Annotated in this window: 13 protein-coding genes; 4 read left to right on the forward strand and 9 right to left on the reverse strand. The window is 73.8% G+C overall.

Annotation, left to right across the window (positions count from 1 at the left end; genetic code table 11):
• Positions 1 to 26: 26 nt before the first annotated feature.
• The gene (locus tag ET471_RS04115) at positions 27 to 2,246 is read right to left on the reverse strand and encodes an ATP-binding SpoIIE family protein phosphatase (protein ID WP_129186725.1); all 2,220 of its coding nucleotides are present in this window, start codon (positions 2,244 to 2,246) and stop codon (positions 27 to 29) included.
• Between the two features lie 107 nt (positions 2,247 to 2,353).
• On the opposite strand from ET471_RS04115, the gene ET471_RS04120 reads away from it, so the two are divergent.
• Entirely contained in the window at positions 2,354 to 2,734 is a 381-nt protein-coding gene (locus ET471_RS04120; protein ID WP_129186726.1) for an STAS domain-containing protein, read from the forward strand.
• Between the two features lie 71 nt (positions 2,735 to 2,805).
• On the opposite strand, the gene fbaA is transcribed toward ET471_RS04120, so the two are convergent.
• The 3 genes from fbaA to purT all read right to left on the reverse strand — a co-directional run bounded on the left by fbaA (position 2,806) and on the right by purT (position 5,894).
• Entirely contained in the window at positions 2,806 to 3,828 is a 1,023-nt protein-coding gene (fbaA, locus tag ET471_RS04125) for a class II fructose-bisphosphate aldolase (RefSeq protein WP_129186727.1), read from the reverse strand.
• Between the two features lie 112 nt (positions 3,829 to 3,940).
• Positions 3,941 to 4,630: a TrmH family RNA methyltransferase gene (locus ET471_RS04130; RefSeq protein ID WP_129186728.1), complete on the reverse strand. Its 690-nt coding sequence runs from the start codon at positions 4,628 to 4,630 to the stop codon at positions 3,941 to 3,943.
• Positions 4,623 to 5,894 (reverse strand): formate-dependent phosphoribosylglycinamide formyltransferase, encoded by a 1,272-nt coding sequence (purT, locus tag ET471_RS04135; RefSeq protein WP_129186729.1) that lies wholly within the window; start codon positions 5,892 to 5,894, stop codon positions 4,623 to 4,625. Before purT ends, ET471_RS04130 begins: the two co-directional genes overlap by 8 nt.
• A 32-nt stretch (positions 5,895 to 5,926) precedes the next feature.
• Between purT and ET471_RS04140 the strand changes: the two genes are divergently transcribed.
• The gene (locus ET471_RS04140) at positions 5,927 to 6,691 is read left to right on the forward strand and encodes a VTT domain-containing protein (RefSeq protein WP_129186730.1); all 765 of its coding nucleotides are present in this window, start codon (positions 5,927 to 5,929) and stop codon (positions 6,689 to 6,691) included.
• A 30-nt stretch (positions 6,692 to 6,721) separates the two neighbouring features.
• Positions 6,722 to 7,495, forward strand: a complete 774-nt coding sequence (locus tag ET471_RS04145; protein WP_129186731.1) for an HAD-IIA family hydrolase — start codon at positions 6,722 to 6,724, stop codon at positions 7,493 to 7,495.
• Between the two features lie 11 nt (positions 7,496 to 7,506).
• Here ET471_RS04145 and pyrE read toward each other — a convergent pair whose 3' ends face one another.
• Entirely contained in the window at positions 7,507 to 8,085 is a 579-nt protein-coding gene (gene pyrE / locus ET471_RS04150; RefSeq protein WP_129186732.1) for an orotate phosphoribosyltransferase, read from the reverse strand.
• 38 nt (positions 8,086 to 8,123) lie between these two features.
• Here pyrE and ET471_RS04155 point away from each other — a divergent pair, with 38 nt between their 5' ends.
• Entirely contained in the window at positions 8,124 to 9,185 is a 1,062-nt protein-coding gene (locus ET471_RS04155; protein WP_129186733.1) for a magnesium and cobalt transport protein CorA, read from the forward strand.
• A 6-nt stretch (positions 9,186 to 9,191) separates the two neighbouring features.
• On the opposite strand, the gene ET471_RS04160 is transcribed toward ET471_RS04155, so the two are convergent.
• From ET471_RS04160 to ET471_RS04175, 4 genes are read right to left on the reverse strand one after another with little or no spacing between them, the layout of a single operon-like run.
• Positions 9,192 to 9,971: an SDR family NAD(P)-dependent oxidoreductase gene (locus tag ET471_RS04160; protein ID WP_129186734.1), complete on the reverse strand. Its 780-nt coding sequence runs from the start codon at positions 9,969 to 9,971 to the stop codon at positions 9,192 to 9,194.
• A 25-nt stretch (positions 9,972 to 9,996) separates the two neighbouring features.
• Positions 9,997 to 11,766, reverse strand: coding sequence for a dipeptide ABC transporter ATP-binding protein (locus ET471_RS04165; RefSeq protein ID WP_129186735.1), 1,770 nt, complete (start codon positions 11,764 to 11,766; stop codon positions 9,997 to 9,999).
• The gene (locus tag ET471_RS04170) at positions 11,763 to 12,623 is read right to left on the reverse strand and encodes an ABC transporter permease (protein WP_425356568.1); all 861 of its coding nucleotides are present in this window, start codon (positions 12,621 to 12,623) and stop codon (positions 11,763 to 11,765) included. Before ET471_RS04170 ends, ET471_RS04165 begins: the two co-directional genes overlap by 4 nt.
• Positions 12,620 to 13,570: an ABC transporter permease gene (locus ET471_RS04175; protein WP_129186736.1), complete on the reverse strand. Its 951-nt coding sequence runs from the start codon at positions 13,568 to 13,570 to the stop codon at positions 12,620 to 12,622. The genes ET471_RS04170 and ET471_RS04175 overlap by 4 nt, the downstream gene beginning before the upstream one ends.
• Positions 13,571 to 13,574: the final 4 nt, after the last annotated feature.

The following is a 13,574-nucleotide window of genomic DNA, read 5'->3' on the forward strand; positions in this document are numbered from 1 at the left end:
CCCGCCCAGCGTGCGGTGGCCGCCCCTCAGTGCACGGCGAGCGACGCCGCCGGCTGCTTGAGCTTCGCCCACACGAGCTTGCCCGAGCGCGAGGGGCGCCAGCCCCAGTCCGCCAGGCGTTCGACGATCTGCATGCCGAAGCCGCCCACGCGGTTCGGGTGGCCGTCGGTGGTGACGGGCGGTGCCGGGTTGGCGTCCTCGACCTCGATGCGCAGCCCGTCGCCCGTGTCGAACAGCCGCAGCCCGATGTTGCCCCACCCGTGCAGCACGCCGTTGGCGACGAGCTCGGAGACCACGAGCTCCGCCGACGCCGAGTCCGGCAGCCCCCACGCCTCGCACGAGCGCAGCACCGCGTGCCGCGCTCGCCCGATCGACGCCGGCTCGCTCGGCAGCAGCCAGCGCCGCGACCGCGGCGACAGCGCGGGCGTCACGGCGTCCGCCACCGGGTCCGGCAGCCGCACGACGACGATGGCGACGTCGTCCTCGGGCGCGTCGGCCAGCCGGCTCAGCAGCTCCTCGCCCACGCCCGCGGCGTCGCGCGCCGTGATGCGCGCCGACGTCTCGGTGAGCGCGTCGAGGCCCACCTTGAGCGAGCGGTCGCGGCGCTCGATGAGGCCGTCCGTGTAGAGCAGCAGGACGTCGCCCGGCCGCAGCGTCTCGCGGGCCGTGCGGCGCTCGATGAACCCGAAGCCCACGAGGGAGCCGCCGCCCTCGTCGAGCTGGCGCACCTCGCCGTCGCGCAGCAGCAGCGGCGGCAGGTGGCCCGCCCGCGTGTACTCCATGTCCCAGCGCTCCTCGCCCGGCCCGGCGGCGTCGTCGCGCTTGCGCAGCGTCGCGTACACGAGGCTCGCCGACCGGGGGATGCGCATGCCCTGCACGAGCGTGTCGACGCGGTCGAGCACCACGCCGGGCGTCGTCAGCTCGTACGCGTACGACCGCACCACGGACCGCAGCTGGCCCATCGCGGCAGCGGCCTCGACGTCGTGCCCGACGACGTCGCCGATCACGAGGCCGACCGTCGAGCCGTCGATGTCGAGCACGTCGTACCAGTCGCCGCCCACCTGGGCGTGCTCCGCGTTGGGCGCGTAGTACGTCCACACGTCGAGGCCCGTGACGTCGGCCTGCTCGGGCAGCATCGCGCGCTGGAGCGCCTCGGCGAGCCGGTGCTCGCGCGCGTAGAGGCGCGCGTTGTCGATGGCCGTGCCGGCGCGGCGGGCGATGACCTCGACGACCGTACGGACGTCGTCGGGCTCGCTGAGCACCGCGACGCCGTCACCCGGGACGGCGACGCCCGCCTGGTCCCCGTTCCACGTGACCAGCAGGCCCAGCACCTGGCGGCGTCCGCCCATGGCGTGCACGACGACCGACGCGGGCCGCACGCCCGTCTCGTCGACGACGCGCGTCACCAGGTCGCGGCGCAGCCACCCGGACGCGCTGAAGGGCGGGTACTCGACGTCGAGACGCACCAGCACGGGGCCGTCGACGAGCCCGTCGAGCAGGTCCTGGACGGCGTCGACGGTCTCCAGGCCGGGGCGGGGCGTGCCCGCCTCCAGCGGGCGCTCCGGGTCGCCCGCGACGACGTGGCGCGCATGCCGGCGGCCGCGGCCGCCCGGCGGGGCGGCGACGTCGATGCCCTCGGCGAACAGCAGCCCGTCGTCGTGGAGGTAGAACGCCGCCCACGGCACCACGGTGCGCAGCAGCTCGGCGATGTCGCGCAGCGCGAACGGGTACTCGAGGTCGCCGAGCAGCTCGGTGGTCTGTGCGACCAGGTCCAGGTCGGCGCGCCGCCGGCGCTCGACGGCGAGGGTCTGGAGCTGCGCGGACCGCTCGTCGACGTACTCCGAGACGTCCACGCTCACGCCGAGGTAGTGCGTCACGCGACCCGTCGCGTCCCGCCGGGGCGTGAACGTCACGTGGCTCCAGTAGGTGCCGCCCGACGCCTTGCGGCACTCCAGGGTGAACGTCCCGGCCTCGCCCGAGGCGAGCGTGGGCACCGCGAGCACGCCGCTCGACGGGTCGGCCAGCACGAGCTCGAGGGGTCCCAGCGACGCTCGCCCGGGGGCCGGGGGCGGGGGCTGCGCACCCGCCGGGACGCCCGTCTTGCGCAGGAACGCGTCGTTGACCCACAGCAGCGGCAGACCGTCGTCGTACGACCCGGTCAGGAACATGCAGAGGCCCGTCCCCTCGGCCAGCTCCGCGAAGAGGTCAGGGGACGGCTGTGCGTCACGCGTCGGGGACTCTGCCATGCAACCTCCACCCTCGGGCACGTCGGGACAAGTGGTGTTCCTGCTGGTCACTTCACCGTAGTGTGGTCCCGGGAAGCACGCGAGGCCGGGACTGCGAAAGGAGCATCGTGCGCGACATTTCCGACGCCGTCTCAGGGACGGGTACGCACGACGGAGCGCCCGAGATCGGTGACCCCGCGAGCGTCCACCTCATCGTGGGGGCCACGCGCGCCCGCATCGTGCTCTCCGGAGAGATCGACGCCGACATCGGCGCAGAGCTCAGCGAGGCGACCGCCGAGGCCGAGGCGACGGGCCTGCCCGTCGAGATCGACGCGCACCACATCACGTTCATGGACTCGTCGGGCGTCGCGTTCCTCGCCCGCGTCGCCTCCCGCATGCCCCAGAAGGTCCGCATCCTGCGCGCCCCGCCGACGGTGAAGTTCCTCCTCGAGGTCACCCGCATCGGCGAGCTCCTGGAGATCGTCGACGACGTCGAAGGCCTCGACTAGCGCAAAGACACGGAGCCTCCCACCCTGTCGGGTGGGAGGCTCCGTCGTGCTGCGAGAGCGTCAGCTCACGGTCAGCGCATCTTCTGGCCGGCCGAGCGGAGCTGCTGGCTCGCCTCGACGATGCGCTGGGCCATGCCGGCCTCGGCCGCCTTCGCCCAGGCGCGCGGGTCGTACTGCTTCTTGTTGCCGATCTCGCCGTCGGCCTTGATGACGCCGTCGTAGTTCTTCAGCATCCAGTCGGCCACCGGGCGCGTGTACGCGTACTGCGTGTCGGTGTCGATGTTCATCTTGATGACACCGTTGTCGACCGCCTCGGCGATCTCCTCCGCCGTCGAGCCCGAGCCGCCGTGGAACACGAGGTCGAACGGGTTGGCCTTGCCGATCTCGTCGCCGACGGCCTTCTGGATGTCGGCGAGGATCGACGGGCGCAGCTTGACGGCACCCGGCTTGTACACGCCGTGCACGTTGCCGAAGGTGAGGGCCGTCAGGTAGCGGCCCTTCTCGCCGGCGCCGAGGGCGCGGACGGTCGCGAGGCCGTCCTCGGCCGTCGTGTAGAGCTTCTCGTTGATCTCCGCGACGTGGCCGTCCTCCTCGCCACCGACGACGCCGACCTCGATCTCGAGGATGGTGCGCGCGGCCTGCGAGAGCTCGAGCAGCTCGGCGGCGATGACGAGGTTCTCGTCCAGCGGGATGTCCGAGCCGTCGAACATGTGCGACTGGAAGGTCGGGTTGAGACCCTTCTTGACCTGCTCCGCCTCGAGGGCGAGGAGCGGGCGGACCCAGGAGTCCAGGTTCTTCTTGACGCAGTGGTCCGTGTGCAGCGCGATGTTCACGCTGTAGTTCTTGGCGACCTCGGTGGCGTAGGCGGCCAGGGCCAGCGAACCGGCGATGCGGTCCTTGATGGTCGAGCCCGACGCGTACTCGGCGCCGCCCACGGAGACCTGGATGATGCCGTCCGACTCGGCCTCCGCGAAGCCCTGGATGGCGGCGGTGACGGTCGAGGACGACGTGATGTTGACCGCGGGGTAGGCGAACTTGCCAGCCTTCGCCCGGTCGATCATCTCGGCGTAGACCTCAGGGGTTGCGATGGGCATCGTTGATACTCCAAAAGACGAGTGGATGAGCCATCGAGCATCCTCCCACGCCTGTGGCCTGACCGTCATTCCGGCCGTCGCGCGGACCGCCTGCCAGGCGCGATGTCGCCCGTCAGGGCGTCGCGTGCTGGAGCGCCCAGGCGAACATGGCGATCGCGCCGGCCGCTGACGCGTTGAGCGAGCGCGTCGAGCCGTGCTGCGTGACGTGGACGACGACGTCGCACGCCGCCTGCGCCTGCGGGGTCAGCCCGGTGGACTCCTGGCCGAGCACGAGCACGGCCCGCGACGGGAGCGCGCGGCCCTCGATCGGGACCGAGCCCGCGACATTGTCGACGCCGACGAGCGTCAGCCCGCGCTCCGCCGCCCACGACGCGAGGTGGTCGGCGTCGGGGTGGTGGTGGACGTGCAGGTAGCGGTCGGTGACCATGGCGCCGCGCTTGTTCCACCGGCGCCGGCCGACGATGTGGACGCCTGCGACGTTGTACGCGTTCGCGGTGCGGACCACGGAGCCGATGTTGAGGTCGTGCGCCCAGTTCTCGATGGCGACGTGCAGCTCGCGGGCGGGGTCCCGGCGGGCGTCGAGCGCGGCGACGATGGCGTCGACGGTCCAGTAGCGGAACTCGTCGGCGACGTTGCGCCGGTCGCCGTGGGCGAGCAGGTCGGTGTCCCACCGCGCGCCGGACGGCCACTCCCCCTCCCAGGGCCCGACGCCGACCTCCGCCCGGTGGTCCGCCGTGGCGAGAGCGCCCGGCGCGGCCGTGCTCGCGGTGGCCTCCTCGACCTCCGGGAGCCGCTCAGGCAAGGCGGACCTTCAGCGCCGCTGCCGCGTCGCGGGCCCGCGACCGCGCCTGCTCGACGTCGGCGCCCCGGGCGAGCGCGACCGCGACCCGCCGGCGGCCGCCCTCGACGCGCGGCTTGCCGAAGAGGCGCACCTGCGCCGTCGGGACCGCGAGCGCGGCGGCGACGTCGTCGAACACCGGGACGCCCGTGCCCTCGGCGAGCACCGCGCACGACGCCGCGGCCTGCTGGCCGGGGCCGCCGACGGGGGCGGGCGCGGCGACGGGCAGGCCGAGGATCGCACGGGCGTGCAGCCCGAACTCGCTGACGTCCTGGCTCACCAGGGTGACGAGGCCGGTGTCGTGCGGGCGCGGGCTGACCTCGGAGAACAGCACCTCGTCGCCGACGACGAACAGCTCGACGCCGAACAGGCCCCAGCCGCACCCGCTTGAACTGCACAGCGCCTCCGTCACGCGGGCGGCCATGGCCTCAGCGGCAGCGAGTGCCTTGTCGCTCATGGGTGCGGGCTGCCACGACTCGCGGTAGTCGCCGTCGACCTGCACGTGCCCGACGGGCGGGCAGAAGGTCGTGCCCGCGACCGAGCGGACGGTCAGCATGGTGATCTCGTAGTCGAAGGTCACGAAGCCCTCGACGATGACGCGGACCCCGGCCTCGCCGGACGCCGTCGCGCGGCCGCCCGTCTGCGCGTACGCCCACGCGCCCTCGACGTCGTCGGCGGTGCGGACGACGGACTGGCCCTTGCCGGACGACGACATGACCGGCTTGACGACGCACGGCAGACCGACCTCCGCGACCGCCGACCGGAACGCGTCGAACGTGTCGACGAAGCGGTACGGCGACGTCGGCAGGCCGAGCTCCTCGGCCGCGAGACGGCGGATGCCCTCGCGGTCCATGGTGAGCCGCGTCGCGCGGGCCGTGGGGACCACGCGGACGCCGGACGCCTCGACCTCGGCGAGCACCTGCGTGGCGATCGCCTCGATCTCGGGGACCACGACGTGCGGGCGCTCCGCGTCCAGCACCGCGCGCAGGGCAGCGGCGTCGAGCATGTCGACGACGTGCGCGCGGTGCGCCACCTGCATGGCGGGGGCGTCGGCGTAGCGGTCCACGGCCACCACCTCGGCGCCGAGGCGCTGCAGCTCGATCGCGACCTCCTTGCCGAGCTCGCCCGAGCCGAGCAGCAGGACGCGCGTGGCGTGCGGGGACAGCGGGGTCCCCAGGGCGCCAGGGGTGGGGGTGACGGTCGTGCTCGCGGGCCGGGCTTCGGTCATGGGCCCCATCCTCCCCCGTCTACGCTGCGCGCATGCAGACACTTGCGCTCGCGAGCACGGTCCACGCGCTCGGGCCGGGCTGGATGGACCCGTCGAGCCTCATCACCGGGTTCCTCACGTCGTACGGGACGTGGGCCGTCGTCGCGATCGCGGTCGTCGTCTTTGTCGAGACCGGTCTGCTGTTCCCGATCCTGCCGGGCGACTCGCTGCTGTTCATGGCCGGGGCGTTCACCGCGCAGCACGCCATGCGGCTGCCGCTGCCCGTCGTGGTGCTCGTGCTGTTCGGCGCGGCCGTGCTGGGCAACTCGACCGGCTACGGCATCGGACGCGCCGTGGGGCCGCGTCTCTTCGACCGGCCCGACGCGCGCATCTTCAAGCGCACGTACATCGACCAGACCCAGAAGTACTTCGACAGGTACGGCGGGCGCACCATCACCATCGCCCAGTTCGTGCCCATCGTGCGCACGTACGCCCCGGTGGCCTCCGGCGTCGGGCGCATGCCGTTCCGGCACTTCATCGCCTACAACGCGCTCGGCGCGGCGCTGTGGGCGGCCGGCATCACGGTGATCGGCTACCTGCTGGGCAACATCGCGTTCGTCAAAGACCACGTCGAGGCGCTCGTGCTGATGATCGTCGCGGTGTCCGTGGTGCCGATGGTGGTCGAGGTGCTCCGCGAGCGCCGCAAGGCCGCCCGGGCGACCGCGACCATGGCGGCGGGTGCCGCGCGTGCTGCGGCACCCGCGCAGGCCGGTACCGTCGTGGACGACGGCGTGCACCCGCCCCGTCACGCGCGCTAGCAGCGCGCCCACCCTTTCGGAAGGACGCCGATGACCCGCCCGATCGCAGCCTGGCTCACCGACATGGACGGCGTCCTGGTGCACGAGGGGCACGCCATCCCCGGCGCACCCGAGTTCATCGCGGCGCTGCGCGACGCGGGCCGGCCCTTCCTGGTGCTGACGAACAACTCGATCTTCACGCCGCGCGACCTGCGCGCCCGCCTGGCAACCTCCGGCATCGAGCTGCCCGAGGAGAACATCTGGACGTCCGCGCTGGCCACGGCCCAGTTCCTGCACGACCAGATCCCGGGCGGCTCGGCCTACGCGATCGGCGAGGCGGGCCTGACGACGGCGCTACACGAGGCCGGGTACACGCTCACCGAGTCGGACCCCGACTACGTGGTGCTCGGCGAGACGCGCACCTACTCGTTCGAGCAGATCACCAAGGCGATCCGCCTCATCAAGGGCGGCTCCCGGTTCATCGCGACGAACCCCGACACCACCGGGCCGTCGCTGGAGGGGCCGCTGCCCGCCACGGGCGCCGTCGCCGCGCTCATCCAGTCGGCCACCGGGCGGGCGCCCTACTACGTGGGCAAGCCCAACCCGATCCTGTTCCGCTCGGCGCTCAACCGGATCGGCGCGCACTCCGAGGACACCGCGATGGTCGGCGACCGCATGGACACCGACGTCGTCGGCGGCATCGAGGCGGGCCTGACGACGTTCCTGGTGATGACCGGGTCGACGCGCCCGCAGGACGTGGAGAAGTACCCGTTCCGCCCGAGCCACGTGAAGGACTCGATCGCGGACCTCGTCGCGCTCGTCTGACGGCCGGGGCGTCAGGCCAGGCCGACGTCCTCCAGCGAGAACAGCGGGTGGTACGGGACGCCCAGGGCCTCGATCTTCGCGCCCGCGCCCGTGGCGCGGTCGACGATCGTCGCGACCGCGACGACCTCGCCGCCCGCGGCGCGCACTGCCTCGATGGCCGTGATGGGCGAGCCGCCCGTGGTGGTCGTGTCCTCGACGACGACGACGCGGCGCCCGGCGACGTCGGGCCCCTCGATCTGGCGCTGCATGCCGTGCGCCTTCGCCTCCTTGCGGACCACGAACGCGTCCAGGTCCTGGCCGCGCGACGCCGCGGCGTGCAGCAGCGCGTCGGCGATCGGGTCGGCGCCCAGCGTCAGGCCGCCGACGGCGTCGACGTCCGCCGTGCCGAAGCCGAGCTCCTCGAGGTGGTCCAGCATGACGTGGCCCACGAGCGGGGCCGCGCGGTGGTGCAGCGTGATGCGGCGCAGGTCGACGTAGTAGTCGGCCTCCTTGCCGGAGGACAGCGTCACCTTGCCGTGGACGATCGCGAGCTCCTTGATGAGCTCGAGGAGCTGCTCGCGGGGGGTCGGGGAGAAGTCAGCGTGGGTCACGGGACAAGGTTACGGGCGGTGCAGGTCATGATGAGCGCGTGAGCATCACCGACAACGCCGTCTACGTCGACGGGCACCGCACGGACAACCCGCCGAGCCTCGAGCTGACGCTCGAGACGATGCAGGCCTGCGACGGCATCGGCTGGATCGACCTGCTCCAGCCGAGCGCCGCCGAGATCCGGGCGGTGGCCGACGAGCTGGGGCTGCACGAGCTCGCCGTGGACGACGCCGTCAACGCCCACCAGCGCAGCAAGCTCGAGCGGTACGACGACGTGCTCTTCGTGGTGCTGCACCCGGCCCGCTACCTCGACAGCCCCGAGCAGGTGGAGTTCTCCGAGCTGCACGTGTTCGTCGGGCCCCGGTTCGTGGTGTCCGTGCGGCGCGACGAGTTCCCGCACGTCAGCCCCGTGCGCCGGGCGCTCGAGGCCCGGCCGGACCGGCTGCGGCTCGGGCCGCTGGCCATCCTGCACGCCCTGCTCGACCGGGTCGTGGACGAGTACGCCCCCGTCGTCGCCGGGCTCGAGAACGACATCGACGAGATCGAGGACCAGCTCTTCAGCCGGGACCCCGAGGTGTCGCGGCGCATGTACGAGCTGTCGCGCGAGGTCATCCGGCTCCAGCGGGCCACGCGCCCGCTCGTCCAGATCGTGCGGACGCTCGAGACGGGCCGCGTGTTCGACCTGGCGCCCGGCGCCGGGGCCGCCGTCACGGAGGACGGCGGGGCGGGCATGGACGTCGAGCTCGAGCGGGCGTTCCGCGACGTGCTCGACCACGCCATCCGCTACGCCGAGCGCGCCGACGAGTTCCGCGCCGTGCTCGACAACGCGCTCACCGTGCACGCCACCCTCGTCGCGCAGGAGCAGAACGAGGAGGTGCGGCACATGACGGAGGCGTCGCTCAAGCAGGCGGAGGCCGCGAAGAAGATCTCGTCGTGGGCGGCCATCTTCTTCGCGCCCACCCTGGTGGCCGGGATCTACGGCATGAACTTCACGCACATGCCCGAGCTGCACTGGCTGTTCGGGTACCCGTTCGCGCTGCTGCTCATGGTGGTCGCCGCGTTCGGGCTCTACTCGATCTTCAAGCGCGTCGACTGGCTCTGACCGGCGTCAGAGGCGGCGCTTCTTGCCGAACCACCGCACCGTCGGACGTGGCGCGACGCGCAGCGCCGCGGACGCCGCCTTGTAGCGCAGCGACGGCGTCGACAGGACGACGCCGCGGCGGACGTCGGCGAGCGCGTCGGCGACCACGCGGGGCGCGTCGAGCCATGCGATCTCCGGCAGGCCGGACGTGTCCGCGTGCATGCGCGCGTGGAACTCGGTGTGCGTGAGCCCCGGCGCGACGACGGTCGCGGTGACGCCCGTGCCCTTGAGCTCGGCGGCGAGACCCTCGGTGAACGTCCGCACCCACGCCTTGTGCGCGGAGTACGTGCCGGTGGCCGTGAGCGCGGCGACCGAGCCGACGTTGAGGATCGCACCCCGGCCGCGGTGCTTCATCTGGCCGGCGGCCGCGTGGCTGAGGACCAGCACGGCACGCACCATGACGTCGAGGGCCCGGAGCTCGGAGTCGAGGTCGTCCTTGGTGAACCTGTGCCGCATGCCGAACCCGGCGTTGTTGACCAGCAGCCCGACGGGGCGGCGGGTCTCGCCGTCCTCCTCGCCCGTGACGCGCAGCCGCTCGGCGACGCGCGCGACGTCGTCGGGCACGGACAGGTCCGCGCGGACCACCTCGACGTCGACGCCGGCGGCGGCGCGCAGCTGCCCGGCGACCTCCTCCAGGCGGGCCTCGTCGCGCGCGACGAGCACGAGGTGGTGACGCGCCGTGGCGAGCTGCCAGGCGAACTCCAGACCGAGACCGGCGGTGGCGCCGGTGACGAGCGCGGTACCCATGGGGCCACCCTACGCAGGCGGCGGGCTACCTCGCCGACGCGAGGACCGGCGTCGCCGCCTGGAGGGCGCGCGTGTACGCGTGCCGCGGCGCGGACCACACCCGTTCGGTCGGGCCCTGCTCCACGATCTCGCCGGAGCGCATGACGGCGACGCGGTCGCACAGGTGGCGCACGACGGCGAGGTCGTGGGAGACGAGCACCAGCGTCAGGTCGCGCTCGTCGGCGAGCCGCGCCAGGAGGTCGAGCACCTGCGCGCGCACCGACACGTCGAGCGCGCTGACAGGCTCGTCCGCGACGAGCACCCGGGGGCGGCAGACGAGCGCGCGGGCGATCGAGACGCGCTGCCGCTGGCCGCCGCTGAACTGGTGCGGGTAGCGGGTCGCGGCGTCGTCGGGCAGGCCGACGGCCGCGAGGATCTCGCGGACCAGGCCCGCGCGGCCCGCGCGCGTGGCTGCCTCGGGGAGGTCGCGGCGGTTGGCCGGGTTGAGGAGCGGTTCCGCGACGATGTCGGCGACGGCCATGCGCGGGTCGAGCGAGCCCCTCGGGTCCTGGAACACCATCTGGAGGTCGCTGCGCACGCGCGCGACGTCGCGGGCGCTCGCCACTCCCGCGGGGCCGGCGAGCGTGACGCCCGCGACCTCGACCGTGCCCGACATCGGGGCGTCCAGGCCGGCGAGCAGGCGCAGCGTCGTCGTCTTGCCGGAGCCGGACTCGCCGACCAGGCCGAACCGCTCCCCCGCGGCGACCTCGAGCGAGATCCCCCGCAGGGCGTCGACGACGACGCCACCCGAGCGGTGGTACCGCTTGGTGACGTCGACGAGCCGGACGGCCGGCGCCCTGCCGGCTCGCCCGGCCACGTCGTCCCCGGCGGGCGGCTCGGCCTCCCGCAGGACCGTCGCGCGCGGCGGCAGCGTCGACGCGGCCAGGAGCCGGCGCGTGTACGCGTGCTGCGGGTCCGCGAAGACGTCCGCGACCGGCCCCTCCTCGACGACGACGCCGTCCTTCATCACGACGACGCGCTCGCACACCGTCGACACCACGGCGAGGTCGTGCGTGATGAACAGCAGGCCCGTGCCGCGGCGGGCCACCAGGCGGCCCATGAGCTCGAGCACCTGGGCCTGGACGGTGACGTCGAGCGCCGTCGTCGGCTCGTCGGCGACGAGCAGCGCGGGGTCGTTGGCCAGCGCCATCGCGATCATCACGCGCTGCCGCTGGCCGCCGCTGAGCTGGTGCGGGTAGGCGTGCGCGGCGGCGGCCGGGTCGGGCAGGCCGACCTCCGCGAGCAGCTCCACGGCCCGCGCCCGGGCGGCGGCCCTGCGCCCGCCGCGACGCCCCGCGGCCCGCGCCGCCCCGCCGCCGGGACCCGCGGGACCCCGGTGCAGCGTGATCACCTCGGCGACCTGCCTGCCGACGCGCACCAGCGGGTCCAGGGCCGTCATCGGCTCCTGGAACACCATCGACACGAGCGACCCGCGCAGGGGCGCGAGGCGGCGGTCGGAGCGCGCGAGCAGGTCGTGCTCGCCCGCGACGTCGACCTGGCCGGTGGCCGTGAGGTTGTCCGCGAGCAGGCCGAGCACGGCGAGCGCCGTGAGCGACTTCCCGGAGCCGGACTCGCCGATGAGGCCGACGCGCTCCCCGGCGGCGACCGTGAGGGACACGCCCGAGAGCAGTGTGTGATCCGACGCCGTGCAGATCGTGAGGTCTCGGACCCGGAGCGCCGGGGGCGCGGCGCCCGGGTCCTGCGGCGTCGCGCGGGGCGGCGGCTCCGCGCGGGGCGGCGAGGGAGGCGTCGTCATCGCATCCCCTTGAGGCGGGGGTCCATGACGTCGCGCAGGCCGTCGCCCAGCAGGTTGAAGCCCAGCACGGCGACGGCGATGGCGACGCCGGGCGCGATCGCGAGGTGGTCGTAGACGCCGAGGAACTGCTGGGACTCCTGGAGCATGCGGCCCCACGACGGCGTGGGCGGGGCGGTGCCGAGCCCCAGGAAGCTCAGGGCGGCCTCGGCCAGGACGGCGAGCCCGTAGGTGACGGAGCCCTGCACGACGAGGATCCCGGCGATGTTCGGCAGCACGTGCCGCCACGCGATCGCCCACGCCGACCGGTTCGCGGCGCGCGCGGCGAGCACGTAGTCGGTGTGCACCACCTGGAGCGTGCCCGACCGCGCGACGCGAGCGAACGCCGGGACGGCGCCGATGCCGAGCGCGACCATCGCCGTCGTCGTCCCGGCGCCCAGCGCGGCGCCCAGGATGATCGCGAGCAGCAGGCCGGGGAACGCGAGCAGCACGTCGGCGCCGCGCATGAGCAGCGTGCCCGGCACGCCGCCGCGCATGCCGGCGACGATGCCGACGGGCACCCCGACCAGCGCGGCGATGCCCACGGCGACCACGCCGACGTAGAGCGTGAGGCGTGCGCCGACCATGACCTGGGAGAGCACGTCGCGCCCGAACCGGTCGGTGCCGAACCAGTGTGCCGCGCTGGGGCCCTGGAGGCGGTTGGCGGGGACGGCGTGGATGGGGTCGTACGGCGTCCAGACGAGCGAGACGAGCGCGACGACCACGACGAGCGCGACGAGCACCGCGCCGATGACGAGCTGCGGGTGCACGCCCGGCCGCCGCTCGGGGCCGACGACGTACCCGGCGGACGGGGCGCTCACCGGCCCACCACCCGCAGGCGGGGGTCCAGCACGGTGTAGAGCAGGTCGACGACGAAGTTGACCGCCACCACGAGCACGACCAGCACCATGACCATCGACTGCACGGCCTGGAGGTCGCGCTGCTGCACGGCGTCGACGAGCAGGGACCCGAGGCCCGGCACGACGAACACGCGCTCGACGACGACGGCGCCCACGAGCATCGCGGCGAGCTGCACGCCCACGACGGTCACGATGGGCACGCCCGCGTTGCGCAGGCCGTGGCGCACCAGGGCGGAGCCGCGCGTGTGCCCCGCCGCGCGGGCGGTGCGCAGGAAGTCCTCGCGCATCACCTCGAGCACGGCGGAGCGGACGTAGCGCGTGATGATCGCCGCCTGCACCGTGCCGAGCGCGACCGACGGCAGGACGACGTGCCGCCAGAACTCGGCCATGTCGACCGCGGGCGGCACCCAGCCGCCGGCGGGCAGCCAGCGGGCGCGCACCGCGACGAACGACACGAGCAGCACGCCCACCAGGAAGTTCGGGACGGCGACGCCCACCTGCGAGGCCCCTGCGATGAGCGTCCCCGTCGCCGAGCGGTGCGTGACCGCCGCGAGCGTCCCGAGCGGGACCGCGACCAGCAGCGCGAGGAGCATGCCCAGCCCGACGATGATGAGCGTGACCTGCACCCGGTCCAGGATCAGCGGGGTCAGCTCGCGGCCCGTGACGAACGACGTGCCGAAGTCGGCCCGCAGCAGCCCGCCCATCCAGGACGCGTACTGCGCGATCAGCGGGCGGTCGGTGCCGTGGTCGGCCCGCCACTGCGCGAGCGCGTCCGGGGTGGCGTTGACCCCCAGCGCGACGACGGCGGCGTCGCCCGGCAGCACCCGCAGCACGAGGAACACGAGCACGCTGGCGACGGCCAGGGTGGCGGCGACCTGCCCCACCAGCCACGCGACGCGAGTCCTCACGGTC

Source organism: Xylanimonas protaetiae (assembly GCF_004135385.1).
Classification (GTDB): Bacteria; Actinomycetota; Actinomycetes; order Actinomycetales; family Cellulomonadaceae; genus Xylanimonas; species Xylanimonas protaetiae.

What these genes read in the sequence shown, in the direction of transcription:
- ET471_RS04115 (WP_129186725.1), bottom strand. Translation starts at nt 2,246, where the DNA reads ATGGCAGAGTCCCCGACGCGTGACGCACAGCCGTCCCCTGACCTCTTC.
- fbaA (WP_129186727.1), bottom strand. Translation starts at nt 3,828, where the DNA reads ATGCCCATCGCAACCCCTGAGGTCTACGCCGAGATGATCGACCGGGCG.
- purT (WP_129186729.1), bottom strand. Translation starts at nt 5,894, where the DNA reads ATGACCGAAGCCCGGCCCGCGAGCACGACCGTCACCCCCACCCCTGGC.
- ET471_RS04140 (WP_129186730.1), top strand. Translation starts at nt 5,927, where the DNA reads ATGCAGACACTTGCGCTCGCGAGCACGGTCCACGCGCTCGGGCCGGGC.
- ET471_RS04145 (WP_129186731.1), top strand. Translation starts at nt 6,722, where the DNA reads ATGACCCGCCCGATCGCAGCCTGGCTCACCGACATGGACGGCGTCCTG.
- ET471_RS04160 (WP_129186734.1), bottom strand. Translation starts at nt 9,971, where the DNA reads ATGGGTACCGCGCTCGTCACCGGCGCCACCGCCGGTCTCGGTCTGGAG.
- ET471_RS04165 (WP_129186735.1), bottom strand. Translation starts at nt 11,766, where the DNA reads ATGACGACGCCTCCCTCGCCGCCCCGCGCGGAGCCGCCGCCCCGCGCG.